At 40.4% G+C, this 24611-nt stretch carries 24 protein-coding genes; 11 read left to right on the top strand and 13 right to left on the bottom strand.

Annotated elements, in window-relative coordinates; all coding sequences use genetic code 11:
* Positions 1-427: 427 nt before the first annotated feature.
* The 13 genes from CHA01nite_RS17440 to CHA01nite_RS17380 form a co-directional block, all read right to left on the bottom strand.
* Positions 428-1132, bottom strand: a complete 705-nt coding sequence (locus tag CHA01nite_RS17440) for a hypothetical protein (RefSeq protein ID WP_146943732.1) — start codon at positions 1130-1132, stop codon at positions 428-430.
* A 2-nt stretch (positions 1133-1134) separates the two neighbouring features.
* A complete protein-coding gene (locus CHA01nite_RS17435; RefSeq protein WP_146943730.1) occupies positions 1135-1704 on the bottom strand; it encodes an AHH domain-containing protein in 570 nt (189 codons plus the stop codon).
* Positions 1705-1961: 257 nt separating this feature from the next.
* Complete coding sequence (locus CHA01nite_RS17430) at positions 1962-2642, bottom strand: imm11 family protein (RefSeq protein ID WP_146943728.1); 681 nt, start codon at positions 2640-2642, stop codon at positions 1962-1964.
* Positions 2643-2655: 13 nt separating this feature from the next.
* Positions 2656-3351, bottom strand: a complete 696-nt coding sequence (locus CHA01nite_RS17425) for an AHH domain-containing protein (protein WP_170234765.1) — start codon at positions 3349-3351, stop codon at positions 2656-2658.
* A 273-nt stretch (positions 3352-3624) separates the two neighbouring features.
* On the bottom strand, positions 3625-4434 hold the full coding sequence (locus CHA01nite_RS17420) for a hypothetical protein (protein ID WP_146943725.1): 810 nt from the start codon (positions 4432-4434) through the stop codon (positions 3625-3627).
* Between the two features lie 208 nt (positions 4435-4642).
* Entirely contained in the window at positions 4643-5017 is a 375-nt protein-coding gene (locus tag CHA01nite_RS17415; protein WP_146943723.1) for a hypothetical protein, read from the bottom strand.
* Between the two features lie 12 nt (positions 5018-5029).
* Positions 5030-5608 (bottom strand): hypothetical protein, encoded by a 579-nt coding sequence (locus CHA01nite_RS17410; RefSeq protein WP_146943721.1) that lies wholly within the window; start codon positions 5606-5608, stop codon positions 5030-5032.
* 73 nt (positions 5609-5681) lie between these two features.
* The gene (locus CHA01nite_RS17405) at positions 5682-6215 is read right to left on the bottom strand and encodes a hypothetical protein (protein WP_146943719.1); all 534 of its coding nucleotides are present in this window, start codon (positions 6213-6215) and stop codon (positions 5682-5684) included.
* Positions 6184-6672, bottom strand: coding sequence for a hypothetical protein (locus CHA01nite_RS17400; protein ID WP_146943717.1), 489 nt, complete (start codon positions 6670-6672; stop codon positions 6184-6186). The genes CHA01nite_RS17405 and CHA01nite_RS17400 overlap by 32 nt, the downstream gene beginning before the upstream one ends.
* A 136-nt stretch (positions 6673-6808) precedes the next feature.
* A complete protein-coding gene (locus CHA01nite_RS17395) occupies positions 6809-7450 on the bottom strand; it encodes an imm11 family protein (protein WP_146943715.1) in 642 nt (213 codons plus the stop codon).
* The gene (locus CHA01nite_RS17390; protein ID WP_146943713.1) at positions 7451-11446 is read right to left on the bottom strand and encodes a phage tail family protein; all 3996 of its coding nucleotides are present in this window, start codon (positions 11444-11446) and stop codon (positions 7451-7453) included.
* A gap of 434 nt (positions 11447-11880) precedes the next feature.
* Positions 11881-13365 carry a contractile injection system tape measure protein gene (locus CHA01nite_RS17385; protein WP_146943711.1) on the bottom strand — a complete coding sequence of 495 codons (1485 nt, stop codon included), beginning with the start codon at positions 13363-13365 and terminating at the stop codon, positions 11881-11883.
* A 49-nt stretch (positions 13366-13414) separates the two neighbouring features.
* Positions 13415-13729 (bottom strand): hypothetical protein, encoded by a 315-nt coding sequence (locus CHA01nite_RS17380; protein WP_146943709.1) that lies wholly within the window; start codon positions 13727-13729, stop codon positions 13415-13417.
* A 765-nt stretch (positions 13730-14494) separates the two neighbouring features.
* Here CHA01nite_RS17380 and CHA01nite_RS17375 point away from each other — a divergent pair.
* From CHA01nite_RS17375 to CHA01nite_RS17330, 11 genes are all read left to right on the top strand, one after another.
* The gene (locus tag CHA01nite_RS17375) at positions 14495-15064 is read left to right on the top strand and encodes a Pvc16 family protein (RefSeq protein WP_146943707.1); all 570 of its coding nucleotides are present in this window, start codon (positions 14495-14497) and stop codon (positions 15062-15064) included.
* 37 nt (positions 15065-15101) lie between these two features.
* Positions 15102-16808, top strand: a complete 1707-nt coding sequence (locus CHA01nite_RS17370) for a phage tail sheath C-terminal domain-containing protein (RefSeq protein WP_146943704.1) — start codon at positions 15102-15104, stop codon at positions 16806-16808.
* Between the two features lie 79 nt (positions 16809-16887).
* Positions 16888-18606, top strand: a complete 1719-nt coding sequence (locus CHA01nite_RS20875; RefSeq protein WP_146943702.1) for a phage tail sheath family protein — start codon at positions 16888-16890, stop codon at positions 18604-18606.
* Between the two features lie 35 nt (positions 18607-18641).
* Positions 18642-19079: a phage tail protein gene (locus tag CHA01nite_RS17360; RefSeq protein WP_146943701.1), complete on the top strand. Its 438-nt coding sequence runs from the start codon at positions 18642-18644 to the stop codon at positions 19077-19079.
* Between the two features lie 18 nt (positions 19080-19097).
* Positions 19098-20456 carry a phage tail sheath family protein gene (locus tag CHA01nite_RS17355; protein ID WP_146943699.1) on the top strand — a complete coding sequence of 453 codons (1359 nt, stop codon included), beginning with the start codon at positions 19098-19100 and terminating at the stop codon, positions 20454-20456.
* 42 nt (positions 20457-20498) lie between these two features.
* Positions 20499-20930 (top strand): phage tail protein, encoded by a 432-nt coding sequence (locus CHA01nite_RS17350; RefSeq protein WP_146943697.1) that lies wholly within the window; start codon positions 20499-20501, stop codon positions 20928-20930.
* 2 nt (positions 20931-20932) lie between these two features.
* Positions 20933-21400 carry a phage tail protein gene (locus CHA01nite_RS17345; protein ID WP_146943695.1) on the top strand — a complete coding sequence of 156 codons (468 nt, stop codon included), beginning with the start codon at positions 20933-20935 and terminating at the stop codon, positions 21398-21400.
* 202 nt (positions 21401-21602) lie between these two features.
* On the top strand, positions 21603-21764 hold the full coding sequence (locus CHA01nite_RS20870; RefSeq protein ID WP_228458445.1) for a DUF5908 family protein: 162 nt from the start codon (positions 21603-21605) through the stop codon (positions 21762-21764).
* On the top strand, positions 21764-22483 hold the full coding sequence (locus CHA01nite_RS17340) for a CIS tube protein (RefSeq protein WP_146943693.1): 720 nt from the start codon (positions 21764-21766) through the stop codon (positions 22481-22483). Before CHA01nite_RS20870 ends, CHA01nite_RS17340 begins: the two co-directional genes overlap by 1 nt.
* Position 22484: 1 nt before the next feature.
* Positions 22485-24230 carry a type VI secretion system tip protein VgrG gene (gene vgrG / locus CHA01nite_RS17335; protein ID WP_146943691.1) on the top strand — a complete coding sequence of 582 codons (1746 nt, stop codon included), beginning with the start codon at positions 22485-22487 and terminating at the stop codon, positions 24228-24230.
* Positions 24231-24235: 5 nt separating this feature from the next.
* The gene (locus CHA01nite_RS17330) at positions 24236-24526 is read left to right on the top strand and encodes a PAAR domain-containing protein (RefSeq protein WP_146943689.1); all 291 of its coding nucleotides are present in this window, start codon (positions 24236-24238) and stop codon (positions 24524-24526) included.
* Positions 24527-24611 lie beyond the last annotated feature (85 nt).

Genomic DNA, 24611 nt, shown 5'->3' with positions numbered 1-24611 from the left:
AGCAAAATCTTTGTCGGCTGTAATTATTGAACAATTGTAAAACCGGAAATTTTTACATAAAAATTTGCTATGAAGTCTTTAAATTTTTGATTTACAAAAACACCTATACAAGTGGCAGGTAAATAAGAACTTAATAAATCAGTTAGCTTTGCCGCTCTTTTAAGAATAAAATTATCAAGATTTGGTTCGACGGAAGAAAACTCTCTGAATTGTAATATTTCAAAATTGTTAGCAACCTTAAAGTAATTCTTTGGGATATCCAGTAAAACCCAAGGATTAACACTTCCATAAAGATAAAATTTAAATCCTTTAGTCAGGGTCTAAATAAAAAACCGAAACTTGTAAAATTTCGGTTTTCCATTTAAAGTTTATCATCTAATTGAGCAAGATTAAAGTAAATATCTTTTTTTATTGAAGTATATAATTATTATTTAATAAATACTTCTTCAACATTAAGTTCCATGAATTCGACACCTGATATTTTTTCCTTCTCAATCCTTCTTTTTAGTTCTTCTGAACACCACATAACCGTATCTATTTCTGGTCGAAGTAAATCAAAATATTCATCCATAACTATTTTTTTTGGATAAGAACTAAATAAAACACCTTCTTCTTTAGTGATTCGCTTATTTTCTTTGACCAAATCTTTGAACGAATTAATCGGTGAATTAATTTCTTTTTCAAACTCAGGTTTGCGTAAAGACTTAATTCTTTTATTGATTACAAATATTGATTTTTTATAATCAATATTTGATATACTTTCAATATTTAAAAAAAAATATTTCCAATCTGCACATTGATGTCCATGAATTTTAACATCCATAAATCTATAATTAGAAATTTTATATTCTTCTAAAATAGTTCTAAGTTTATTATTTATAAAAAAACCATCTGAAGATAAAAAAACAGAACTTAAAACATCTGTTTCATTAGCTTGAACATGAGCCTTAAACTTAGTCATATCAAAGGTGTCATCCAATAATTCGAAATGATTAACACCATATTTCGAAATTCTTTCAGGCGTATTATTTTCAAAATCAACAAAATCAATTAATTGTTCTTTCTCCGATTTTATACCGGTAACCTCTGAAGATATAGAGGATTTCATTTTATAATATTTAACTAGTTTCATTTTTAAAAAACTATTTCATTAATTTTCATATTTTTATTTGCAGTAATGATTTCATCAAGAGATTGAGCAACTATTTCCAATATTTCTTTAGCTTCTTGTTCAGAAACCTGACTTAAAGACATACCTAATTCAGTTTTGACTGTATTCTCTATAAAATCTACAACCTTACTGGTATATTGTGGATGACTTGCATGTACTCCATCTTTTAGGTGTTCAAATTTACTACTAAATTGTTTTAGCCACTTTGCATTTATTTTACCATTAAATTCAAAACCTCCGTTTATGGCTTTTTGTATCAACTTACCAACTTTTTCATTTGTTATTAATTCAATTGGAATCAAATGATGCGCCTGTTCAAACTTTTTGGCTAAATGTTTTCCAGCATTTTTAGCAATACTGCTTCGATTTTTAATAACATCAGCTACTTGTTTACCATATTTTTCAAGAGCTTCTTTATAGTTGAATGAGTCTACATCATTTATAAGCTGTTGTCTAGCAGAATCATCAGCTAATTTTAAGAACTCATCTACATCTTGACTTCCATCTTCTATAGATTTTACAAATTTAGACATTTTTGTTCCTCTTCCTGTTCCAATAAGGATTCCCTCAATTTGTTCGTTCGCTATAGTAGTAAATTTCCCTTCTTGACCAACTTTTTTACCTCCTTTATTTGTTACTTCTTTTACTTCACCTGTAGGCAGTAAAACCCAAGGATTAACGCTTCCGTAAAGATAAAATTTAAATCCTTTGACAACAATTATTTAAGCTTTCGACTAAGCTTAAAGAAAAAACCGAAACCATTTAAAGTTTCGGTTAAAAAAAGTATAATTTATTGATCTAGATAAAATTCTATATCTGTCTCTTCAAATACGACACCAGTCAGTTTTTTTTCTTCTATTTTTTGCTTAAGATGTTCTGAAAAGTAAATAGAATTTGAATTGGCCAATTTAATTATATCAACATATTCTTTAAGAATAGCTTTCTTTGGAAGTATTTTCATCGTAGGATCATCCATAATTACTTCCCAATTCTTTGAAAATAAATCGTCCTCATTATTAATTTCAATTTCTTTACCTCCATCACGCCACTTAACAGGCGAAGCATCAACTCTAAATGAACTTTTTTTGTAATCTATGCTATCTGTATTAATTATGTTTAAAAAAAAGTAGTTATCAATTTTTTCGCCTTTTTTATATAAGGTTGTATCTAAAACTCTAAATCTATGTGCTATTGCATTTTTAATTACTTCCCTAAATTTTTCGCTAATGAAAAAGCCATCAAGTTTTAAATAATCACTACTCAATATATCTGTTTGTTTAGATTTTTTATCTAAACTAAAATTGTGAAGATTTATAATTTGATCATTAATAAAAGTATTTTTCCTGTTATCTTGATATAGGTCAATAACTTGTTTGGTAAAGTTTGATCTATCAAAAAAATCATTAATCTGAGATTCAGATCCCATGATTTTTTCGTCAACACTATAAGTAATTTCAAAAAATTTAATCATATTAATATTGTTTTCAATTGAATAAGTCATTAATTTTTGTTGTTGGGTTTTCTTCTATTTTCCTGGCTAACTTTTTAGCAATATTATCCATAATAGCTTTCACTTCATTTTCTGATATTTCATCAACGTTTTTTCCTAATCCTACTAAGATATCATCTAACATTTTTTCAACCCCTTTGGTATAATTAGGATGACTTGCATGAACTCCATCTTTTAAATGTTCAAATTTACTGCTAAATTGCTTTAACCATTTCGCATTTATTTTCCCATTAAACTCAAAGCCACCTTCTATCGCTTTTCTAATAAGTTTAGATTTTTGTATTAACTCAATCGGGATTAAGTGATGAGCCTGTTCAAATTCTTTAGCCAAATGTTTTCCTGCATTTTTAGCAATACTGCTTCGATTCTTAATTATATCTGCCGCTTTTTGTCCATATAGCTTGACGGCTTCTTCATAATTAAAACTATCTACACCTCTTATAAGTTGTTGTCTAGCGGAATCATCGGCTAACTTCAAGAATTCATCTGCATCTTGAGTTCCATCTTCTATAGCTTTTACAAATTTGGATTTTCTTGTTCCTCTTCCAGTTCCGATAAGAATTCCCTCAATTTGTTCACCTGCTATAGTAGTAAACTCTCCTTTTTGACCTACTTTTTTACCACCTTTATTTATTACTTCTTTTACTTCTGTAACTTCACCACTCGCCAATAAAACCCAAGGATTAACGCTTCCGTAAAGATAAAATTTAAATCCTTTGACAACAATTTTAAATCCTTTAAATTTAAACCGTTTCGCTAAGTTTTCACCTAATTCGTCTAAGTTTTTAGCACCTTTAGAGATTCGTTTACCTAAGCCTTGAGTAAATTAAAAAACTCCGCAAAAGTTTTAAGCTTTGCGGAGTTTTGTTGGTAATCCTTTTATTAAAGGAGATTAATTTCAATAAGCATTAATCTTTTTACAATCAATTGTATAAAATTTTGCTCATCCTATTTTCAAAGTTTCTAATGCTTCATCTAAGCTAAAAAACAGGTTAGAATTTTTTATAAAACCATAGGTAGTATCTGTATCCTCATTGATTATATAGCTTACTTTAGCTGGATTACTATCAAAGTCTTGATAAGTAGGTATAAAATCCTGTAAGTATTTATCTAAATATTGATATTTGAAATCCGTAATATCAATGATAACATGTCTTACCTCTGAAAATTTTAAAAATTTATTTAGAGTGGAATAAAACCTTTTTGTTTCCAATATATCATCATCAAGATTTCTGAAAGAAACAGGGTACGTTCCTATTAGTTTGAAATAGCCCAACTTACTTTTCTCATCATATTTGGTTTCAAAGTTCCATGAATATACGTGATCATTATACTCCAAAATTTTAGGAACATCATTTTTATAATCGTATATTCTTATTTTTCCATCAAAATATTTTTTCTGCATTAAAGATGAGCAGTAATTAATACTTTCTATTGTATCATTAAAAATATGTTTTGCTTTGATATTAACAACATCTCCGATAAAAATATATTTATCAAATGAAGAATCATTTAAATTTAAGATATAATTTTCATCCAAGCTTAGTTCCAACAAATCAATAATATAATAACTACTATCATATAAAGATTGTAATTCTTCTTTTAAAAAGAACAATAATATGTTTACTTCATTACTATGTAAATAACCCTTAATTTCAATAAAAAAAATACCATAATGACTCTTTGTCAATTTCCAATAATATTTCTCAATATCAAAAGGATATTTCGGTAAATTATATGTTTGTAAATTCATATCTAAAATATAATTCCTTTACCTGTTAATGCATTTTTTGCCAAAATTCGTACGGTACTTTTCCTACTCAGTGGGTTTTAGTCTATTTCTTCCAAAATTTTTAGATAATCCTTCTTGTAAATTAACGAATTCTTTGAATTTCGGTTATAAATATTAATATTTTTCATCCTTCAGAAATTTTATATTTTTATAATTTCTGTTTAGATAATTATAAATAAAGATATCTTTCATAGTCTATTTCAAAAGAAACATTCTTGTAACTTTCATCTTGCCAATTTTCTTGGGAAAAAAATATACTCCACATTAAAAAAAATATTTCTTTAAGGTCCTCATTTTTATCACTTGGAGCTAAATCTTCTATAAAGAAAAAATCAAATAGTTTTATTCTTTCAAGATTATTTAAGGTAATCTTTAGACTTTCTCTTAACCTTTGAAAAAAAACATCCGAGTCCTTGTAAGTAATAGCAATTTCTTTGATTTCAGTAAAGCGTACTTTATAGGCATGATAAAAATCTTGTTCAAATATTGCATCAACTGCTTGCCCAATTATATATTCTATGTAATTAAAATAAATTGTTTTCATACTAAATTATTATTATAATGTTGGAAATGCTGTTATTTCATGTAAAATTATCTTACCACTACTGTCAAAGCCTCTAATTACAAAGACTCCTGTAGCTTTATCTAGTAAGCCGGTAGGTTCACCTGGTAATTTTCCAAGGTGAGCTGCACCACGAGGAGAGAGGAATCCTGTTCCTACAGAAAATCCCATAACCTCTTCTTTTATAGCGATTCTATTACCCACTGTTAAGGAGGAAGGAAGAGAAATATTTGTTGGATAAATACCACTACTTACTGCACCTTGAATTTTCTTTTCTAACATTTTAATTGTTTTCATGTGAGTATTAGGATCTAAAAACCTTGTAGCTGCTTTAGCTGTAAATATTGGTGTACTTGATATTCCTCCAGCAGCTCTATCTAATAGCCATTTGTCTGTTTTTGTTGCACTATGTCTACCATGTGTGTGTCCTCCTGTTACCTCATCCATTAATTTTAAGGCCTTATTTGCTCGTGTATTAGTAGCTACCTTTTTATAACTATCTTTAGATAAATTAACCTGTCCTTTAGCTAAAGAAAATCCTTTGAATTTAAGCGTTTTGCAAAGTTTTAGCACAGCTTCAAACCAATTAAAAAAACTCCGCAAGGTCTTGACTTTGCAGAGTTTTCTTTATAAAATTAGATTTTTACTATATAGATTTGAGAGTTTCTTCTATCTTCTCAATTTCCAATGTGTAAGAATTGACATTTATTCTTTCATAAAAATCTTTACTAGCCTTTAAAAATTCTTTAGTAAAGACATTTTTATTTAAATAAATTGGTTTTTCATTACCAATTTTAATCCAGATATGTTCTTTTTCCTTTTTTAAATTAACTTCAATGGGTTGATCTGGAAAATAAAACTTATCAGACTCTTCATTATCTATTATTAAACTATAAATAGAATTAATGAAATATGAGCATAATTGATCAATTAAATCCCAATATTTAAATCCTATTAGTTCTGTTCCATAATATGATATATATATAGCGCCCTCTATATAAAAGTTGTCCTCTTCTAAATATTCGTTTAATTGGCTTTCATTTAATTCATTAAAACGAAGAAAATAAAACTGCCAATTCTTCGAAATATCTTTTAAGTTATCAATGACAACATTTCGCTTTTTTAAGAAAAATTCTACTTGAATTTCTTTATTTTGTATAAAACTGACCGATTCTACCATCTTTAAATCCCATTGTTATATTAATATTTCCTACAGTTCCTTCTATTTGAAACATTCCTTTATTTGATTTTTTACCAATTAATAATGTCCTATTTTGGTTCATTACTTCTACTATTGCTTCTTCAACATCTTTAACGCCCCAATGTTTAGGTAAAAATGATTGTTCCGCTCTTACTGATCCTTCCCAAAAACTCGGATGATGACGTTGAAATATATGCTGAAAACTTTTTTTGTCAAGCTTAAAGATATTGTTGCCATACTTAATTGTTTTACCCGGATAAGATTTTATAACATTCCAAAGCTTTTGACTTCCTTGAATTGCTCCCCTTGGTGACGCTACAATAATACCTTCGAATTCATTACCTAAATCATCTAATACATTAACTTTTTCACCTATTGATGTCTTTCCAGAGATGATTTCGTCAGGTGAATATTTTTTTACTTCGCCACTCGCCAATAAAACCCAAGGATTAACAGTTCCGTAAAGATAAAATTTAAATCATTAGAAAACATTTATTAAGCTTTTGACTAAGCTTAATAAAAAACCCGAAACTTTTTAAAGTTTCGGGTTTTTTATTAATTTGGTTGACACTTTATTCTTTAATATAAAATTCATTTCCTGTAAATTCTTCAAACCATACTCCGGAAATATTAGCTTCTTCTATGGCTTTTTTAAGTAATTGTGAAACTAAAAGATCAACATCAAAAGGAGAACGAAATAAATCGGGAGTTTCTTTTAATACTAATTTTTGAGGGCTTAAAAACATAGGTAGCTGATTTTCATTATTACCGGTAATAATTTCGCTCGTTTTTAAATCTTTAAATACCGATAGACTAAAGTCAACTATCTCATTGACATATATTAGATGAAGAAAAAAATAAGGATTTTCAGCTAATTTCTTAATAAAATCTTTATCGGCTGTAATTATTGAACAATTGTAAAACCGGAAATTCTTTACATAAAAATCTGCTATTAAGTCTTTAAATTTTTGATTTACAAAAACACCTATGGAAGTAGCAGGTAAATAAGAACTTAATAAATCAGTTAGTTTTGCCGCTCTTTTAAGAATAAAATTATCAAGATTTGGTTCGACGGAAGGAAACTCTCTGAATTGTAATATTTCAAAATTGTTAACAACCTTGAAGTAATTCTTTGGGACATCCAATTGTGGCCATGTTCCTACAATTTCGCTTTCCGTCGATAACTTCATTGTATAATAAACTATCTTTCTCATTTATTTAATATTTTTTAAAAAACTTTCTAATACCTCGTCGTATATAACTTTCGAATTTAAATTACCCATGTTTTCTCCTTGTCTAAATAAATCGTCTACTTTTATTTTTTTTTGCTTAGATAATACATCTAACTCTTTTAACATTCTCGTAGATAATTCTTCCGTAAAGTTTTTTGCCATTGATTTATTATAATTTGGTAAATGTGCAAATTGTAAACGAAATTTTTCTAATAAGTTATAAACTGCATCATCATAAAAAGGATGACTTGCGTGTACCCCATCAGTTAACCCTAACGATTTGCTATACTTTTTAAGATTTATACCATTTATAATAGTATTAACTTCAAATCCTGCATCTATAGCATCTTGATAAACCTTACTTCTACCTATGTTTGAAATAGAAAGAGCATGATGCGCCTCTTCACCAGCAACAGTTTTCAAATTCTTTCTAAGCTGAGATCTGTTTTTAGCAGCATCTTTTGCTGCCTGTGAAATGTTTGGATCACTGAACCAAGCAGGATCTTTAGTACCTTGATAAATCTCATTCTTTGCATTGGGAGCTGTATCTAATTCCTTAAATTTCGTTTTTAATGCATCAACATCATCAGAAATTTCAACTAGATCGTCAACAAATTTACTAACACCTCCTTTTTCTAAAGCTTCCTTGGCACTTTTAGCTCCTTTGGAACTATGACTTCCAACAATGAATGCCTCTTCTGTACCAACTTTTACTTTATCACCAACTTTTCCTAATTTTGGATCATCTACAAATTCTAATTTTCCACTCGCCAGTAAAACCCAAGGATTAACACTTCCGTAAAGATAAAATTTAAATCCTTTGACAACAATTTTAAATCCTTTAAATTTAAACCGTTTTGCTAAGTTTTCACCTAGTTCATCTAAATTTTTAGCACCTTTGGCAATTCCTTTTCCTATGCCCTGAACAAAAAACTTCGCTTTACCGGCTTGTTTTATAAATCCTTTTCCTGTGGCGACCAGTGCATTTTTGCCTGCTTTCAGCGTATTCCTGGCACCTGCTTTAGCTAAATTGAAGACTCCTTTCACGCCGCCTTTCGCTGCTGTTTTTAAGACTTTAAACAATGCTGCAGAGTCGAATAAAAGGATGAAAAGTAATTCAACTAAAATAATCCCGATTGCTCTTGCTAAAGCTTTTCCTGCAGTAGCTGTTTTTCCCAACCAGCCATCAGTCATAAATGTCTTGAAGAATCCGCTCGCTTTTGCAACAGCCTGTGCCATCATGATAGCCGCGAAAATCTCAAGCGCAGGCGGAATCAGCGCAAAAATGGCTCCTGCGGTAAGGATTGCCAGGGCAGTTATACCTAGAACAACAGCCGCTCCAATACCGATGTATTTCCATTTGTTTTCTGCCCAGTTTTTCTTTATTCCCGACCACATCTGTTCCTTCAGATAGTACAAACGCACTCCCGGAGTCCACGGTCCGACCAGTTTCATGTCCTCAGGCATTGAAGCTGATGTGGCTGGCTGCTTACCGGAAGCACTTGAGGTATCCGTACTTGTTGGTGACTGGCTATTTTGGTAGTTGATGAACCAGTCGGCCTGAGCGTAAGGATCAGCAGGGATATTTTGGTTTTGTGCCACATCGCCTCTGCTTTCTGATTCTTCCGGTCCCAAAGCAGATTGCTTAAAGCTATGGATGGTATTCTCATTGGCTCCGAAATTAATTTCGCCGTTGCTGTCCTGCAATTGGGCCAGAAGTTCCGGGCTCAGTTCCATATCATCGGTTACAGGATCCACATGGAAATCACTTTCGTCGTAAGAGCTTCTTCCCAACAGATCAGCATACGCCAGATCCGGATCCGTTCCTGTCGCTTCAGCCATAGCTGTTTTCTCAAACGGCAGCGGCTGTGTGATATCCATTCCCAGAAATTCTTCGGAGATTTGTCCCATAAAGTTGTCCGGCATTAGCATTGCGGAAGCAGTTAAGTTTGCTAACCCCTTCATAATCTTTATAATCCCCGCCACAATAAAGTTAACGGCATCCAGGATCAGGTTGTAAACCGCCTGTAATGAGGCTAATAAACTATCCACAACATCAGCCAGGAAATCAATCACAGCCACCACCGCTTTTTTGAAGACTTCAAAGGCCTGGTTCACCAGCTTTTCGGCGACGGCCACATATTTGTCTATACGGGATTTCAGTCGGTCCCTGATACCGGGGAAAGCTGCCAGGGCAATGTCCAGAAAGCCTTTGATGACGGAAGCAAATGCTTTGATCAGGCTGACAATGGCTTTCCGCGCCAGTTCCAGGGCTGCCAGCACCAGGGTCTTAGCCGCTTCAAAAATAACTTTAACGGCATCCCTGAGCTTGGTGAAAATATAATTCAGCGCATCTTTCAGGGCATTGATGAATGCCGAAGCTTTGTCGGCTATCCAGCCGAAGAACCCGCCGCTGGCTTTCTGCTGTTCCGCTTTTTTCTGCCGGGCTTCGGCCTGGGCAGCCTCTTTCTTCTTGCGTGCCTCCGCATTGGCCTTGTCGACATGTCCCTGGGCTGTGGTTTCGCCTTTGCTTTTTTCCGTTTTGATATGGCCTAGCGTGGCTTTGGCATGGTCGCCGGACTTTCCGGCAAAATCGGCTTCTGTTTTATCCAGGGTCTGCTGCCATTCCACCCTGGAGCTGTGGACGTCCGACCGGGCGTCTTTTACGGTTTTCAGCTGCTTTTCATGCGACCGGTCCTTTTCGGTTCCGATCTGCGTTTCCGCCGTTTTTTCCTGCTCCAGCACCTTTTGGTCATGCTCTAGTTCGGCAGCCTTGTATTTCTCATTCTCTGCGCCGATTTTTGTCTGGATGACCGGGGCAAACTGGGCATTAATTCCGGCTTCGTCAATACCTTCCAGCTTGAGTGTTTCAAGAGGCTGCTTCTTAACCGCTTTGGCACTTATTTTTCGCGAAGGCTTAAGGATCTCGTCTTTCGGTTTCTTAATGATGTCGTTTTCACCGTAGTCTTTATGGATATCATTTTCTGCGTGATCCTTTTGGATGCCCATGTCATGAGCCGCTTCCTGCTGTTCGATAGCAAGATGCTGCGTATCGGCTTCTCCCGTCAGTTGTACCCGGGTATCCTGTTGCATGGCCGCCGGAATGGCTGAGGTATCCAGTTTGAGATTGCCCAATACATGCTGAGCCTGCTTTTCCAGGCCTCCGGTTTGGCCTGCTGCATTAAAAGCGTAGCTGGTCTTTTTCAGAGGCTCGCTTTGGGCAAAAGAAATTTCTTTTGATTTCGGCTTTTGGGCAACCGGCTGAATGGTTTTTTTACCGGGCTTTGCTGTTTTCTTCGCCGGACCCGCTTTACGTTTCGGTTTGGATCCGGTGAAGGCACTGCCGGATTTTGCATTCACTTTAGGAAGCCTGTGCGCCGCTTTTTCAGCCTTGGTATTGAAAAGACCGGCGCTGCTGTCCTGGACGGTATTGAAATGAGCTGCCAGCTCCGTAGCCGGAGCATGTGACAGGCCGTTCAGAGCGTCATCCGCATTGCCGGAACCTGCCGGTTTTGCTTTCTGCTGAGCTTCTTTCTGTATTTTGTTTTCCCGGTAAACCGCCGCCTGCTCCTCCAAAGTCTTCGGCAGGTACGTTCCGTTTTTCAGGTTGTGGTAATCCCGGATCTGATCGATGCTTAAGGTGGAGATGTAACTTTTCTCCAGCTTTTTGGTCTCGGGGTGGTTGATATCTCCGGTTTCCGCCAGGCTTTCCTGAAACTTGCCGTACCGGATTTCGGCACCCCGGTCGTAAATGGTCTTTGAGCCGTGGACCGGAGCGATGGTTCCGTTCAGGCCCGTCCTGTTGGAAGAAGGGTTTACTGATCCGGCTGTTATGGCGGTGGTTTCCGGTTTCCGGGTTTGTAAATTGGCAACTTCGGTTACCGGCAGGGGGACCACTACAGGCTTTTCGGGCTTCTGTTTTTTGCCCGGGCCGTGAGGATTGCTGCTGCCTTTATCTAAAGGTTGTGCTGCTTTCATGGACTTGATGTTTTTATTTGAATTTGCTTTTAAAGTAATATAAAGCACGGCGATATCGGCAGTGCTCTATACTACCGGATGATCGGGAAGGACCGGACCGGTTAAAGTGTTTTTAGGTTAAATCATCTGAAGCCATGCCCGGCCGGTTGGTAATCGGTAATGCCGGGCCGCTTCAGGCTTTGCTCCCGTGTTTCGGTTTTCAGGTTAAATTATATTTTAAAAGTTCAGTTTAATTTTAAAATCAGGTTAGATCTGTTTAATTTGGGTATGATATAATTAATTCACATTCAGTAGTTTAATTAAAAAGGAATGATTGAGGTTTTTATGAAATTTTTATTTGACCTGATAAAAAAATCATTTTAATATGCATAAATCCTGTAAGTATCTTAACTGAAAGTACTTCCGGCACCAGGCTTCCCTCTTCCAGTCTTTACTCACCAGTTCACATACATAAACTTTTCCTTCCAGGGCAGCTTCACCAGGCCGATGCCCCAGGCCAGCCTGTCCAGCAGGATGTCCTGGGTTTTCCGTTCTACCGTGAGGGTATAATCATAGTCGGTGACGACCAGTTTGCCCGGACGCTGGAAAAACTCGTTCTGCAGCAAGGCGGCGGATGAATTTTTCATCGGGCTCCAGTTGTGCCTGACGCTTTCGATAACGTTTTTAGCCTCCGTCTTGTGCTTGCGCGACAGCTTAACGTGCCGGCTGATGGGTTGGTGCGCCGGGATATTGCACAGGAATTTCTCAAAAACCATCTCATATTCGGGGGCGTTGGTCTTTCCGGTAGCAAGGTAATGCAGCAGATGGGCCCCCAGTTCCGGATCGAGGAGCTGCCGGGTTTTCGGATCCAGAATTCCGCAGTGCTCAAAAAAAGGTTTGATGAACGGATGGATCAGGATAAGTCCGGCATGTGCAACGTACTGTCCGTCATCAGGTACGGCTTCTTCATGAATGCTTTCTTCCGATGCTGGTTTTTCAAAAAAGGACAGCTCTTCCTGATGAATGGTTTCTGAAAAGGGTTTTGCATTTTCCGTGGGGTCGGGCTGACTGATTTTCAGGATTTCTGTAATCTCCTTCTCAACCTCCTCTTTTTTAAGGAAAGGAAATACCTGCATAATCGTCTTCAGGTTCTTCCGGATGGTTTCCGCCTGCAGTGTTCCCGCCGTTATTGCTTTTACAATTTGCCGGATCAGATATTCCCGGAACTTATCGCTTGAAGGAGCCGTATATGCTGATACCGAATGCAATATCAGTTGCCAGACCATCGTCCGGTCAGGTAGGGTGAGTGCCGGGATCAAACGGATTGTCTCCGGCTCCGGGCTGATGTCCGTTTTCTGATCTTTCACAAGCACCCGGCACAACTGGGCAATCTGAACATCCGGCAACTGATGAATGAGCCGGTCCCGTACGATTTGTTTCTGTAAGGCAGGCTTCATCATCTGAAGGAAACGGTCGGCTGAAATCAGGGTGTCGAATACCGCAGGGTCGAGGAAATCAATCCCTCTTTTGTCAGGGTTCCACCAGGGCAGCGAGCCATATTCCAGAAAATAGATCAGGGTCCGGATCATTTTTTCCGTACTTCCGACAAGCTGGGCTGCGGTGCTGTTTTCCGGTTCCTGCTCCTCATTTAAAACCGGTTCGGCAATTGCCGACAATTCTTCCTTAAAATGCTGAATGATTGTATTTTTCAGCTCGGTATTCAGCGCACTGTTCTTTACCTCCAGATCCAGATCCAGTTTGGGGATCTGCAAGGTTTGGCCCGGAAATCTGCGTTCCAGGGCATCAACATACTTTTCGATTTCCGGAAAAACCTCAACAGACAAAAAGCTGCTGATGCCGTCTTTGATGCTGTAGGCCTTTTCTTTGTTGCCGACGGTAATTTCAACAAAAACTTTCCTGATGATATGGTCCTGGTTCATGTAAAGGAAATTTGATTAAACAAGGTGACTGCTGCCGGATGATTGGGTTCTAGTTGAATTCCCCGCCCCAGAATCCGGCAGGGCAAAGGCTGGCTTTTGATTTCTGTTTGGCGCTCAGCCTGCATCCGCAGCCTCTGATGAAGCCTTCTTTCGGGGCAGTTGCCACTTCCATGGTCTGCGGGTTGATCCATTTCTGGGTATCGCAGTTGTTGCCGTTTTTCAGAGGGCAGGCATTGCAGATTTCTTCTCTTACGGCAAAGACATATTCTTCGTTTTGATCCGCAAGTCCCAGTTTCGAGCGGAGTTCGTTGAAATGGCCGCCGATGATCTCATTGCGCTGGCCGAAAATTTTCTTAATATTCATTGGATTAGGTTTTAAATTGTGGGGTCAAAATTAAAAGAAGAAAATCCGTTTGACGAATGATTCGGACTCTCCGTTCAGTCTTTGCAGTGGAGAGAAACGTCAGATCTGCCAGAACCGCCCGGCATAAACCCAACGTGAAACCCGAAATAGAAATCAGGTAATGAGCTGGAAAAAGGATGCCGGATGCCGGAAGTTTCTTTTGTCGAAAAGAGGAGGGGCTGATGATCAGGCTAAATCGTTTGTCACTTGATCAAAGGGGGAACTTTGTTTTGGATCCTTTTTCAGTAACCTGTATTTTACGTTTTGGCATCAACAGGACATCATGAAATCCCGCAGGCTTAGCTGAATGAATTTCAACTGACTTTTATTTTAATTAAAAAGTAAAAACAGCCCGACAGGTAAATCATGTTTTAAATACCCGGGAGCTCCGGCAGTAGCTGAACCTATAGAACTTCCGGCCGTCGGCTTCTCTTTTCTAACTTACAGATCATCTTTTAGCTCCGGTTCAGATTGACGGTGAAATTGAAATAATCACCCTGTCTGGATTTACTACAGCAACCCAGCAGCAGGATATTCTTTTATTTTAAATATTTCTGTCGGTAAAATAAAGTGTTGATTATTAATTATTTAAATCGTTATTTTTATTCTTTTTTAGTTGAAAATAAAAATTCCATTTACTGCAAAGACAGGTTTGGGACCCTGAAATGTTTGTCTTCTGACGAACCGGAATTGTATGTTTGCACCATAATACGAAAGAACAAAATTATGATAAGCAAAGTATTGAACGTTTTAAAGGACAAGCTGAATACGGCAGACATTATTGAAGATAGTGTTGTTGTGGCAGACGTTGCCAAGCATGATGACGGTACTTCGGGCCTGAGCGATAAGGTAATCATCACTCTGCTGAATGTTCAGGAAGAACCCACCCTGAAAAATGCCCCGAGATACAGCAAGATCATGGCAGGCGGAACAGCCCTTAGATATGAAATGAGAGATCCTGCCTACATCAACCTGTATGTAATGATCTCAGCCAACAGATCATCTTATGAAGGTGCATTGGCCAGTATCTCGAAAGTGATTGAAGTGATCCAGGCCAATAATGTATTAAAATACGTGGATATGGGAAATGACCGCAGCAAAGATTTCAGTTTCAGGACCGAAATGCATTCGGTTCCTTTTGAGCAGCTGAGCTATGTCTGGGGACTGTTGGGCGGAAAAGTGATGCCATCGGTTCTGTACAAAATAAGTGTCATCAAGATAGAAGGGGCAGGCCCTTCAGATGTTGCCCTGATCGACCAGGTGGATATCAGAAGCATTGCGGTTGATCAGCCCTAACCATAAAAACGAATAACCTTTAATTTAAATTTAAAACATGCCAAATCCAACTACTCCGGGCGTTTCCATTCTGGAAAATGCGAGGCTCCCTTATTCGGTTTCTTTATCGGAATCAGCAGTACCGGCATTCATCGGGTACACCGAGGTGCAGCCTGCCAATTCTACGGAACCCTTCAAAATCAGCTCCCTTTTAGAATACGAACAATACTTCGGAAAGGCAAAGAAAGAAAATATCGTCCTGAAAGATACAAAAGAAGGAGTAACGCTTATTGCGCCGCAGGTAAACTTCCTGATGTATTATTCACTCCAGCTGTATTTCGCCAATGGCGGCGGCCCGTGTTATATCGTTTCGGCAGGAACTTACGGTTCGGCATCATCAGGCGTGCAGCGATCTGCTCTGGAAACAGGGCTGTCTATGACGGATACCATAACACAGCCGCTCCTGCTGGTATTCCCGGATGCCGTTTCGCTGGCAGTTCAGGATGATTTTTATGCGCTTTACAATCATGTGATCGCCAAAGCCGGCGATGAAACCCGGAACCGGTTTGCCCTACTGGATACCTATTACGGCAATTCCGTTATAAAATCAGATAATAAAAATACGGTTGAACGCTTCAGGAGCGAAATAAACCCGGCTGTTGCCGATGCTTCTCACGCAGCCGCTTACTTTCCTCATCTGGAAACCGTCCTGAACTATACTTTTGATGAAACCCGGACGCCGATAACCCATACCGGTTTACAGGCAGCCGGACAGAGCAGTGCCGCTTTTTATGCAGACGAGATTGCCGCTATCGACCGGCTGAAAATGCTGGCAGCGGATGAAATCTCAAGCGGATCGGAGAACGCCTTTGTCCTTGCCGGCTTAATGGATCAGGCGATTGCCATTGCAGAAAAAGTGAAAGAAACAGCAGATGTAAAAGTTGATTTAACGACTACAATTAATAATGCCAAAGGTCTTTCGGGTGCCCTTTATGATGGCGTTATTTATGATTTTGATGAAAATGCACCCCTTTTTGACGGAGAGTTTGAGGCACTGAAAACAGCCGTTCTCAATGCAAAAGACGAGAAAGGAGAGGCCGACGGAATCCTTTTTAGAGACCTGGAATCTTCCCGTTCCGGATTATACAGTCAGGTGAAAGAAGCGATGCAGGCTTTAAAAGTGATTCTGCCTCCGTCTTCAGCCATGGCCGGCGTTTACGCGAGGACAGACCGGATGAAAGGCCCTTGGAAAGCGCCTGCCAACGTTGGTCTTCATTACGTAACTGCCCCGACGGAAAAAATTTCGGATCAGGAACAGTCGGATCTCAACATCCATTCTACCGGGAAATCCATCAATGCGATCCGTACTTTCAGCGGAAAAGGCAACCTGGTCTGGGGCGCAAGAACACTCTCCGGGAAAGATAAAACCGGGGATGGAAAGGACAATACGTGGAAGTACATACAGGTCCGCCGGTATTATGACATGATCCGGTACGCACTGGACCAGGTACTGGTGAAAGAATACATGGACAAACCCAACATTTCCCTTACCTGGATACACGCCAAAACAACGGTGGAGAATTTCCTGAACCGGCAGTGGAAAGACGGAGCCCTGGCAGGCAGCACACCGGAGGAAGCTTACCATGTTGAGGCCGCAGGCGATGAAACCAGGCCGAAAACCATGAATATTAACATAAAGGTAGCCCTGGTACGTCCGGCAGAATTCATCGTCCTGAATTTCTCCCATCAGTTACAACCATCTTAAAAAAAATAAAGATCCGTTCAGGATAACCATTCGGAGTCTGCTCCGAGGAATAATTAATATTAACTTTAAATTTTAACAAATGAATTACAAAACCCCTGGAGTCTATGTGGAGGAGCAAGCCAAATTCCCGCCTTCCGTAGCACAAGTTGAAACGGCAATTCCTGCTTTTGTCGGATATACGGCAAAAGGGCCTCAGAAACCGACGAGGATTTCTTCAATGCTGGAATATGAAAACCTTTTCGGAAAAGCGAATCCGGAAAATTTTGCGGTCGATTTTAATGACGGTGTTGCTAACGTAACCCAGATCAATGTCGGCGATTATAAAATGTACTACGCCATGCAGATGTATTTTGCCAACGGCGGCGGGCCCTGCTATATTGTTTCTGTTGGAAACTATACCGATGCCGTGGCAGTAGGAACTTCTACAACAGAAAAAACTTTATCATACGGTCTTGAGCTTCTTAAAAAAGAAGATGAACCTACGCTGATTGTTTTTCCTGATCTTCAGAGTCTGGTAACCAATGCCCGTGATGTTGCGGATGCAGCGGCTTTAGAAACAATAGCCGTAAGCAATAAAACGGTAGCCAACGACGCTAAGGCCGCTGCTCAACAGGTAGTTACTGCTGTTGCAGGTGCTGATGCCGCCGCTGCCGGTAATGCGGCTCTTGCAAAGGCTAATACCTATACGGTTAACGAAACCAGCACACCTTCCCAAATTGCGGCCTATAATGCGGCTCAGGCTGTTGCTGCCGCTGCTAAAACAGCATCCCTTATTGCGAATGCTACGGCGGTCACGGTGAAAACGGCGGCTCAGGCGGCGGCGGCGGTTTATAACCAATATATGGATACGGCCACAAAAAGTGCCGAAGCTGCTACCTTGGCTAAAACGGCTGCAGAAGCAAGATCTGCCGTTAATGCTGTCGCTTCTGCTTATTCTATTTACAATAATGCTTTGAATCAGGCGGAATCCATGAAAGACCGTTTCGTTATCATGGATGTTTTAGGAGACGAGGGTGTCTTCAGGGATAAAGTAAACGCCCCGGGCCTGAAATACGGTGCCGCCTACTATCCGAAATTAAAAACCGTCTTAAGCTTTGAATTCGATGAGGCTGAAGTCCTGGTAACCGGTGCATTCGGTATTGCAAGTTTAGCCGCATTAAAATCCACCAGTTCGGATTTGTACAGTCAGGCTAAAAATGCGATCGCTGCAAAGCAGGTGGTTATGGCGCCGTCGTCGGCAATGGCGGGTGTGTATGCCAAAGTAGACAGTACTTCCGGCGTATTCAAGGCACCGGCGAACGTAGGGCTTAACTATGTAGTGGCACCTACGGAAAAAATTTCCCAGGATAAACAGGACGGTCTCAATGTAGATGCAACTGCCGGAAAATCCATCAATGCGATCCGTACTTTCACCGGAAAAGGAACCCTGGTTTGGGGCGCGAGAACCCTGGACGGCAACAGCAACGAGTGGAGGTATGTGTCGGTAAGACGTTTCTTCAACATGGTGGAAGAATCCGTGAAGAAATCCACCGAGCGTTTCGTTTTCGAACCCAATACGGCCAATACCTGGGTCCGGATACAGACGATGATCGAGAATTTCCTGAACCAGCAGTGGAGAGACGGTGCATTAGCCGGAAGCAAGCCTGAGGAAGCCTATTATGTAAGCGTAGGTCTTAACAAAACCATGTCTGCCCAGGATATTCTGGAAGGAAGGATGATCATTGAAGTCGGAATGGCTGCGGTTCGTCCGGCAGAATTCATCGTACTTCGTTTTTCCCACAAGCTGCAGGAAGCTTAAACTTAAATTAAATCAACCCAAATTAAATTAAAAATATGAGTACATACCCATTAGTAAAGTTTGCCTTTGAAGTGGACTGGGGCGGAACCAAAGTAGGATTCCAGGAAGTGTCGGGCTTAAATATCGAAACCGATGTCATCGAATACAGGCACGGAGCCAGCCCGGATTTCAGCAAGATCAAAATGCCCGGAATGCAGAAGTTTAGTCCTGTTGTTTTAAAAAGAGGAATCTTCAGGGCAGACAACGAATTTTATGCCTGGTTCAAAACCATGCAGGCAAATACGGTAGAGCGCAGATCCATTACGATCTCTCTCCTTGATGAAAACGGGGAACCTGCCGTAACCTGGAAAGTGAAGAATGCGTTCCCTGTGAAATTACAGTCGACGGATCTTAAAGCCGAAGGTAACGAGGTTGCCATTGAAACGCTGGAACTGGCCCATGAAGGCTTAACCATTGAACATAACGCCAATTAATTTAAAAAAATTTAACAAATGAATTACAAAACACCGGGAGTGTATGTGGAAGAAATCACAAAATTCCCACCATCCGTAGCCCAGGTAGAAACGGCAATTCCTGCCTTTGTCGGATACACGGAAAAAGGACCGAAAAATGAACCGACCAGAATTACTTCCATGCTGGAATACGAAGCGCTTTTCGGGAAAGCAAAGAACGAAGGCGAAGCCATTACTGTTTCTATTTTAGATGATGTAGTTACTGCAAATTTTGATGATACCAAATTAGGTAGATTTCAGATGTATTATGCCATGCAGATGTATTTTGCAAACGGTGGAGGACCATGTTATATTGTTTCAGTGGGATCTTCATCAGGCTATCCGGCTAATTTACGTTTAAATGATTTCCAAAATGGTCTTGATACCCTGGAAAAAGAAGATGAGCCGACATTAATCGTTTTTCCGGATGCCGAAGCATTAGGTATAAATGCATATACTTTGTACAACAGTGCATTGAATCAGGCAGAAGAAATGAAAGACCGCTTTGTCATCATGGATGTTGTGAGAAATGTAACTGAATTCAGAACAGGAGTTACGGCAACAGGTTTAAAATACGGTGCGGCCTATTACCCGAAACTGGAAACGGTTTTAAGTTACAGCTTTGAGGATAAAGACGTTCTCATCACAAGCTATAAAGAAACGAATACTTCAGGAGTGGCTGTGGCCGTTGCATCGCCTGCTGCCGATCTGAACGCATTAAAAACAAAAAGTTCAGCACTTTATAACCAAGCTAAAAACGTAATTGCTTCTAAAGGTGTTGTTGTATCACCATCGTCATCAATCGCAGGGGTTTATGCCAAAGTAGACAGTACTTCCGGCGTATTCAAGGCGCCGGCGAATGTAGGACTGAACTACGTGGTAGAGCCGGTTGAAAAACTTTCTCCTGATGATCTGGATAACCTGAATATAGATCCGTCCTCCGGAAAATCCATCAATGCGATCAGAACGTTTGCCGGTAAAGGCACGATGGTCTGGGGGGCAAGAACATTAGACGGCAACAGCAACGAGTGGAGGTATGTGTCGGTAAGGCGTTTCTTCAACATGGTGGAGGAATCCGTGAAGAAATCCACCGAGCGTTTTGTTTTCGAAGCCAATACAGCCAATACCTGGGTAAAGGTACAGGCAATGATCGAGAATTTCCTTAACGAACAGTGGAAAGACGGAGCCTTGGCCGGAAGCAAGCCTGAAGAAGCATATTATGTAAGCGTAGGCTTAAACAAAACCATGTCTGCCCAGGATATCCTGGAAGGAAGGATGATCATTGAAGTAGGGATGGCTGCGGTTCGTCCTGCGGAATTTATTATTCTCCGTTTCTCTCACAAGCTGCAGGAAGCCTAAGCTTTAACCTAAAAAAAATCAACCAAAATTAAATTAAAAAAAATGAGTACATATCCATTAGTAAAGTTTGCCTTTGAAGTAGACTGGGGAGGAACCAAAGTAGGATTCCAGGAAGTATCGGGCTTAAATATCGAAACCGATGTCATCGAATACAGACACGGAGCCAGCCCGGATTTCAGCAAGATCAAAATGACCGGCATGCAGAAGTTCAGCAACATTACCTTTAAAAGAGGGACGTTCAAATCGGACAACGAATTTTATGCCTGGTTCAAAACCATGCAGGCAAATACGGTAGAGCGCAGATCCATTACGATCTCTCTCCTTGATGAAAACGGGGAACCTGCCGTAACCTGGAAAGTGAAGAATGCGTTCCCTGTGAAATTACAGTCGACGGATCTTAAAGCGGAAGGAAATGAGGTAGCGGTGGAGACGCTGGAAATCGCGCACGAAGGTTTAACTATTGAAAATAACTAATCATGGCTGTTTTATATCCTCCCACCAGTTTCTCTTTTATCGTTAACGGGATCTCGACCACAGAGGGTATTGACTCCAGATTTCAATCCATATCCGGGTTATCCACTGATATTGCCACTGAAGAATATGCCGAAGGAGGCGAAAACCGGTTCGTCCATCAGCTTCCTCTGCGTCCCAAGTACCCTAACTTAGTTCTTAAACGCGGATTGCTCGTCAGTTCAGGATTGATCAGCTGGTGCAGAAATGCGATGGAGAACTTCGAGTTTGAACCCAGGGATCTGATCGTTTCCCTTTCCGGGGGACTGCAGTCTACGGCCCCGTTAATGGTCTGGAATGTGGTAGGAGCCTATCCTGTACGGTGGGAAGTATCGGAATTCAATGCGGAAGAAAGCAAACTGGCCGTTGAAACCATAGAGCTGAAATACAGGTATTTCACGATACCTTCTTCACTGGCAAGCCTGGGCTTATAATTTCTACATCAGATCCGGGCACATAAAGCGTGTTTCAGCAGAGATCATTTTTACCAGAATTTTTTTTGATAAAAACAAACAGACTGGCCGTACCGCCAGGACTGAGCACCCTTTATAGGCCCGGATTTTAAAAAAAAAAGATGTGTTAAACCATTGGTTGTTAGTAATTTATTTATTAAAAATCAATTAAAAACGAAACGAAATGCCAATAGAAATAAAAGAGCTCCACATTAAAATAAATGTGGACGAACAAGCCGCCGCAGCGTCAACTGCCACTTCGGTAGATGAAACGCAAATCATGCGGGCGGTCACCGAAAGTGTAGAGCAGGCCGTCAATATAGAACACCGTAAAAAAGAAAGATAATGAGAGGAGCAATTCAAAAATTGACAATTGGGACCTACGAAGATTCTGACTATAAAAGGAGAATAAAAAATGGAGCCTTCACAGCCTTTATCAACCCGACAGGATTTTCTGTGACTTATAAGACGGAGCTTGATCTTAAACAGCCCATAGGAACCGCTGGTGCACCTGCAAAATATATTGCAACACGTTCATCAGACCTTCAATTGGAATTTTTATTTGATGGCACAGGGGTTACGGAAGCTAATTCGGGAATTAAACTCATCAATGTAATTAAAGGAAAGTCCTTTGCGAAAAAAGCAGTAACCCAGCAGATCAAAGACTTTTATGAAGCCACAGGTAAACTTGAAGGCTCCATCCATAAACCGTTTAATGTTATTCTGAATTGGGGAGATTTTGAATTCAAAGGAATACTGGCAGAATTTACCATAGAATATAAACTATTTAATAATGAGGGACAACCATTAAGAGCGATTGGTAAAGCAAAATTTGTTACATCAATCAGTCCAAAGCTTGAAGCAAAAGAATCTGATAGAAAATCTCCTGACCTCACCCACAAAAGAACCGTACAGGACGGCGATACTTTACCCCTGATGACTGAGCGGGTTTACGGCGACTCCAAATACTACCTGGAAGTGGCCAAAGTAAACAACCTGATCAATTTCAGGCAATTGGTGCCGGGCGATGAGCTCTACTTTCCACCTATAGAAAAAATTAGATAACATGAACAACAGCGGATACATACAGACAGCAAAAAACCCGGACCTGATCACCTTCAAGGTAATGTCCGGAGGTACGGAACTGCCGGGCAGGTATGGAATTACCCATATTGTCGTGGAAAAAGAAATCAACAGGATTCCCTACGCCCGTATTACCATCCTGGACGGCAGCGCGCCGGAACAGGATTTCAAGCTGAGCAATGAAGACCTGCTGATTCCCGGGAAAGAAATCGAGATCACTGCCGGATACCATTCCGAGGAAGAGACGATTTTTAAAGGGGTTGTCGTAAAACATAACATCAAAGTAAGAAGCGGTTCTTCTTACCTGATTGTAGAGTGCCGGGACAAAGCCGTAAAAATGACGCTGGGAAGAAAAAGCAAATATTTCTACGACAGCAAAGACAGCGGGGTTATGGAAGAACTCATCGGCAACAGCGGGTTAAAAGCTGAGGTAGAAGCGACTTCAAATTCACATAAGGAATTGGTACAGTACCGGGCTTCCGACTGGGATTTCATGCTGACCCGCGCCCAGGCCAACGGAAAACTCTGCTTTGTTGAAAACGGAACGGTGAAAATTGCCAAACCGGATTTCAGCAAAAAAGAAGTGGAAACGGTGGTGTACGGATCTTCCGTCCATGAATTCGACGGCGAGATCGACGCCAGGGACCAGTTCAGTAAAATTACCGCCAAAACATGGAGCTATACCGATCAGGAGCTTACGGAAGCGGAAGCTCAGGATCCTGCTATCAGCCTCAACGGAAATCTTTCACCGGGCGAGCTGGCCAAAGTTTTCGGCATCGAAGACCTGCAGCTTAAGCACGGCGGAAACCTTACCCAGGGCGAACTCCAGGAATGGGGCGATGCCAAAGCAACCTTCCAGCAGCTGGCCAAAACCAGGGGACGGGTAAAGTTCCAGGGAATCCCGTCGGTACTGCCCGGCGTTACCCTGACGCTTCAGGGCGTAGGAAACCGGTTCAACGGAAAAATATACGTCACCGGCGTACGTCATGAGATTGCCGACGGCAACTGGCTGGTAGATGCCCAGTTCGGGCTTTCGCCGACGTGGTTTTCGGAAACCTATGATGTAAGTGAAATGCCGGGTTCCGGAATTATTCCTTCCATCAGCGGACTGCAGATCGGTGTGGTCTCCCAATTGGAGTCGGATCCTGATGGTGAAGACCGGATTCTGGTACAGATCCCGATCATCAACAACGAAGAAGAAGGAATCTGGGCCAGGATCGCCACCCTGGATGCGGGAGAAAACAGGGGATCGTTTTTCAGGCCGGAAATCGGCGATGAGGTCATCATCGGATTCATCAATGACGATCCCAATGACGCCGTCGTACTCGGGATGCTGAACAGCAGCGCCAAACCGGCTCCGCTCACCGCTTCCGACGACAACCATGAAAAAGGATTCGTCACCCGGAGCGAAATGAAGATGATCTTCAATGACGATAAAATCTCTTATACCCTCGAGACCCCGAAAGGCAAAAAACTAATTTTGAATGAAGACGAAGATGCCGTTAAAATTGAAGATGAGCATGCCAACAAACTGACGCTCAATAAAGACGGCATCACTATGGAAAGCGGCAAAGACATTAAGATCAAAGCCAAGGGCGATATCAGCATCGAAGGAACCAATGTGAGTGTAAAAGCTTCTGCACAGTTCAAGGCAGAAGGAAGCTCGGGCTCGGAGCTTAAATCCGGAGCGGTAACCGTAGTAAAAGGATCACAGGTAAAAATCAATTAATCACCATGAAACCGGCAGCAAGAATTACAGATATGCATACCTGTCCGATGGTGACAGGAAATGTTCCGCATGTGGGCGGACCCATTATTCCGGCAGGAGAGCCTACGGTACTCATCGGCGGAAAGCCTGCCGCACGGGTAGGGGATAAGGCCGTATGCACCGGTCCGCCGGATACCATCGCGTCAGGATCTTCAAGCGTCCTGATCGGCGGAAAACCAGCCGCACGGATGGGGGATTCCACCGCTCACGGGGGCGTCATTACCGCAGGCGAAGCAACGGTTCTGATAGGCGGATAAAAAAATATTCCTGAACGGGAAACGGCTGTTTACCGATCATCTGAAACCAAAATAAAACATCCGCAAAGAACGGCGGGACGGCTGA

This window comes from Chryseobacterium hagamense (genome assembly GCF_007991455.1).
GTDB classification, from domain to species: domain Bacteria; phylum Bacteroidota; class Bacteroidia; order Flavobacteriales; family Weeksellaceae; genus Chryseobacterium; species Chryseobacterium hagamense.
The sequence above is the reverse complement of the archived record's forward strand: the minus strand, read 5'-3'. Positions and strand labels throughout refer to the sequence as shown.

What these genes read in the sequence shown, in the direction of transcription:
- CHA01nite_RS17440 (WP_146943732.1), bottom strand. Translation starts at nt 1,132, where the DNA reads ATGAAACTAGTTAAATATTATAAAATGAAATCCTCTATATCTTCAGAG.
- CHA01nite_RS17435 (WP_146943730.1), bottom strand. Translation starts at nt 1,704, where the DNA reads ATGTCTAAATTTGTAAAATCTATAGAAGATGGAAGTCAAGATGTAGAT.
- CHA01nite_RS17430 (WP_146943728.1), bottom strand. Translation starts at nt 2,642, where the DNA reads ATGATTAAATTTTTTGAAATTACTTATAGTGTTGACGAAAAAATCATG.
- CHA01nite_RS17420 (WP_146943725.1), bottom strand. Translation starts at nt 4,434, where the DNA reads ATGAATTTACAAACATATAATTTACCGAAATATCCTTTTGATATTGAG.
- CHA01nite_RS17415 (WP_146943723.1), bottom strand. Translation starts at nt 5,017, where the DNA reads ATGAAAACAATTTATTTTAATTACATAGAATATATAATTGGGCAAGCA.
- CHA01nite_RS17405 (WP_146943719.1), bottom strand. Translation starts at nt 6,215, where the DNA reads ATGGTAGAATCGGTCAGTTTTATACAAAATAAAGAAATTCAAGTAGAA.
- CHA01nite_RS17395 (WP_146943715.1), bottom strand. Translation starts at nt 7,450, where the DNA reads ATGAGAAAGATAGTTTATTATACAATGAAGTTATCGACGGAAAGCGAA.
- CHA01nite_RS17390 (WP_146943713.1), bottom strand. Translation starts at nt 11,446, where the DNA reads ATGAAAGCAGCACAACCTTTAGATAAAGGCAGCAGCAATCCTCACGGC.
- CHA01nite_RS17385 (WP_146943711.1), bottom strand. Translation starts at nt 13,365, where the DNA reads ATGAACCAGGACCATATCATCAGGAAAGTTTTTGTTGAAATTACCGTC.
- CHA01nite_RS17380 (WP_146943709.1), bottom strand. Translation starts at nt 13,729, where the DNA reads ATGAATATTAAGAAAATTTTCGGCCAGCGCAATGAGATCATCGGCGGC.
- CHA01nite_RS17375 (WP_146943707.1), top strand. Translation starts at nt 14,495, where the DNA reads ATGATAAGCAAAGTATTGAACGTTTTAAAGGACAAGCTGAATACGGCA.
- CHA01nite_RS17370 (WP_146943704.1), top strand. Translation starts at nt 15,102, where the DNA reads ATGCCAAATCCAACTACTCCGGGCGTTTCCATTCTGGAAAATGCGAGG.
- CHA01nite_RS20875 (WP_146943702.1), top strand. Translation starts at nt 16,888, where the DNA reads ATGAATTACAAAACCCCTGGAGTCTATGTGGAGGAGCAAGCCAAATTC.
- CHA01nite_RS17360 (WP_146943701.1), top strand. Translation starts at nt 18,642, where the DNA reads ATGAGTACATACCCATTAGTAAAGTTTGCCTTTGAAGTGGACTGGGGC.
- CHA01nite_RS17355 (WP_146943699.1), top strand. Translation starts at nt 19,098, where the DNA reads ATGAATTACAAAACACCGGGAGTGTATGTGGAAGAAATCACAAAATTC.
- CHA01nite_RS17350 (WP_146943697.1), top strand. Translation starts at nt 20,499, where the DNA reads ATGAGTACATATCCATTAGTAAAGTTTGCCTTTGAAGTAGACTGGGGA.
- CHA01nite_RS17345 (WP_146943695.1), top strand. Translation starts at nt 20,933, where the DNA reads ATGGCTGTTTTATATCCTCCCACCAGTTTCTCTTTTATCGTTAACGGG.
- CHA01nite_RS20870 (WP_228458445.1), top strand. Translation starts at nt 21,603, where the DNA reads ATGCCAATAGAAATAAAAGAGCTCCACATTAAAATAAATGTGGACGAA.
- CHA01nite_RS17340 (WP_146943693.1), top strand. Translation starts at nt 21,764, where the DNA reads ATGAGAGGAGCAATTCAAAAATTGACAATTGGGACCTACGAAGATTCT.
- vgrG (WP_146943691.1), top strand. Translation starts at nt 22,485, where the DNA reads ATGAACAACAGCGGATACATACAGACAGCAAAAAACCCGGACCTGATC.
- CHA01nite_RS17330 (WP_146943689.1), top strand. Translation starts at nt 24,236, where the DNA reads ATGAAACCGGCAGCAAGAATTACAGATATGCATACCTGTCCGATGGTG.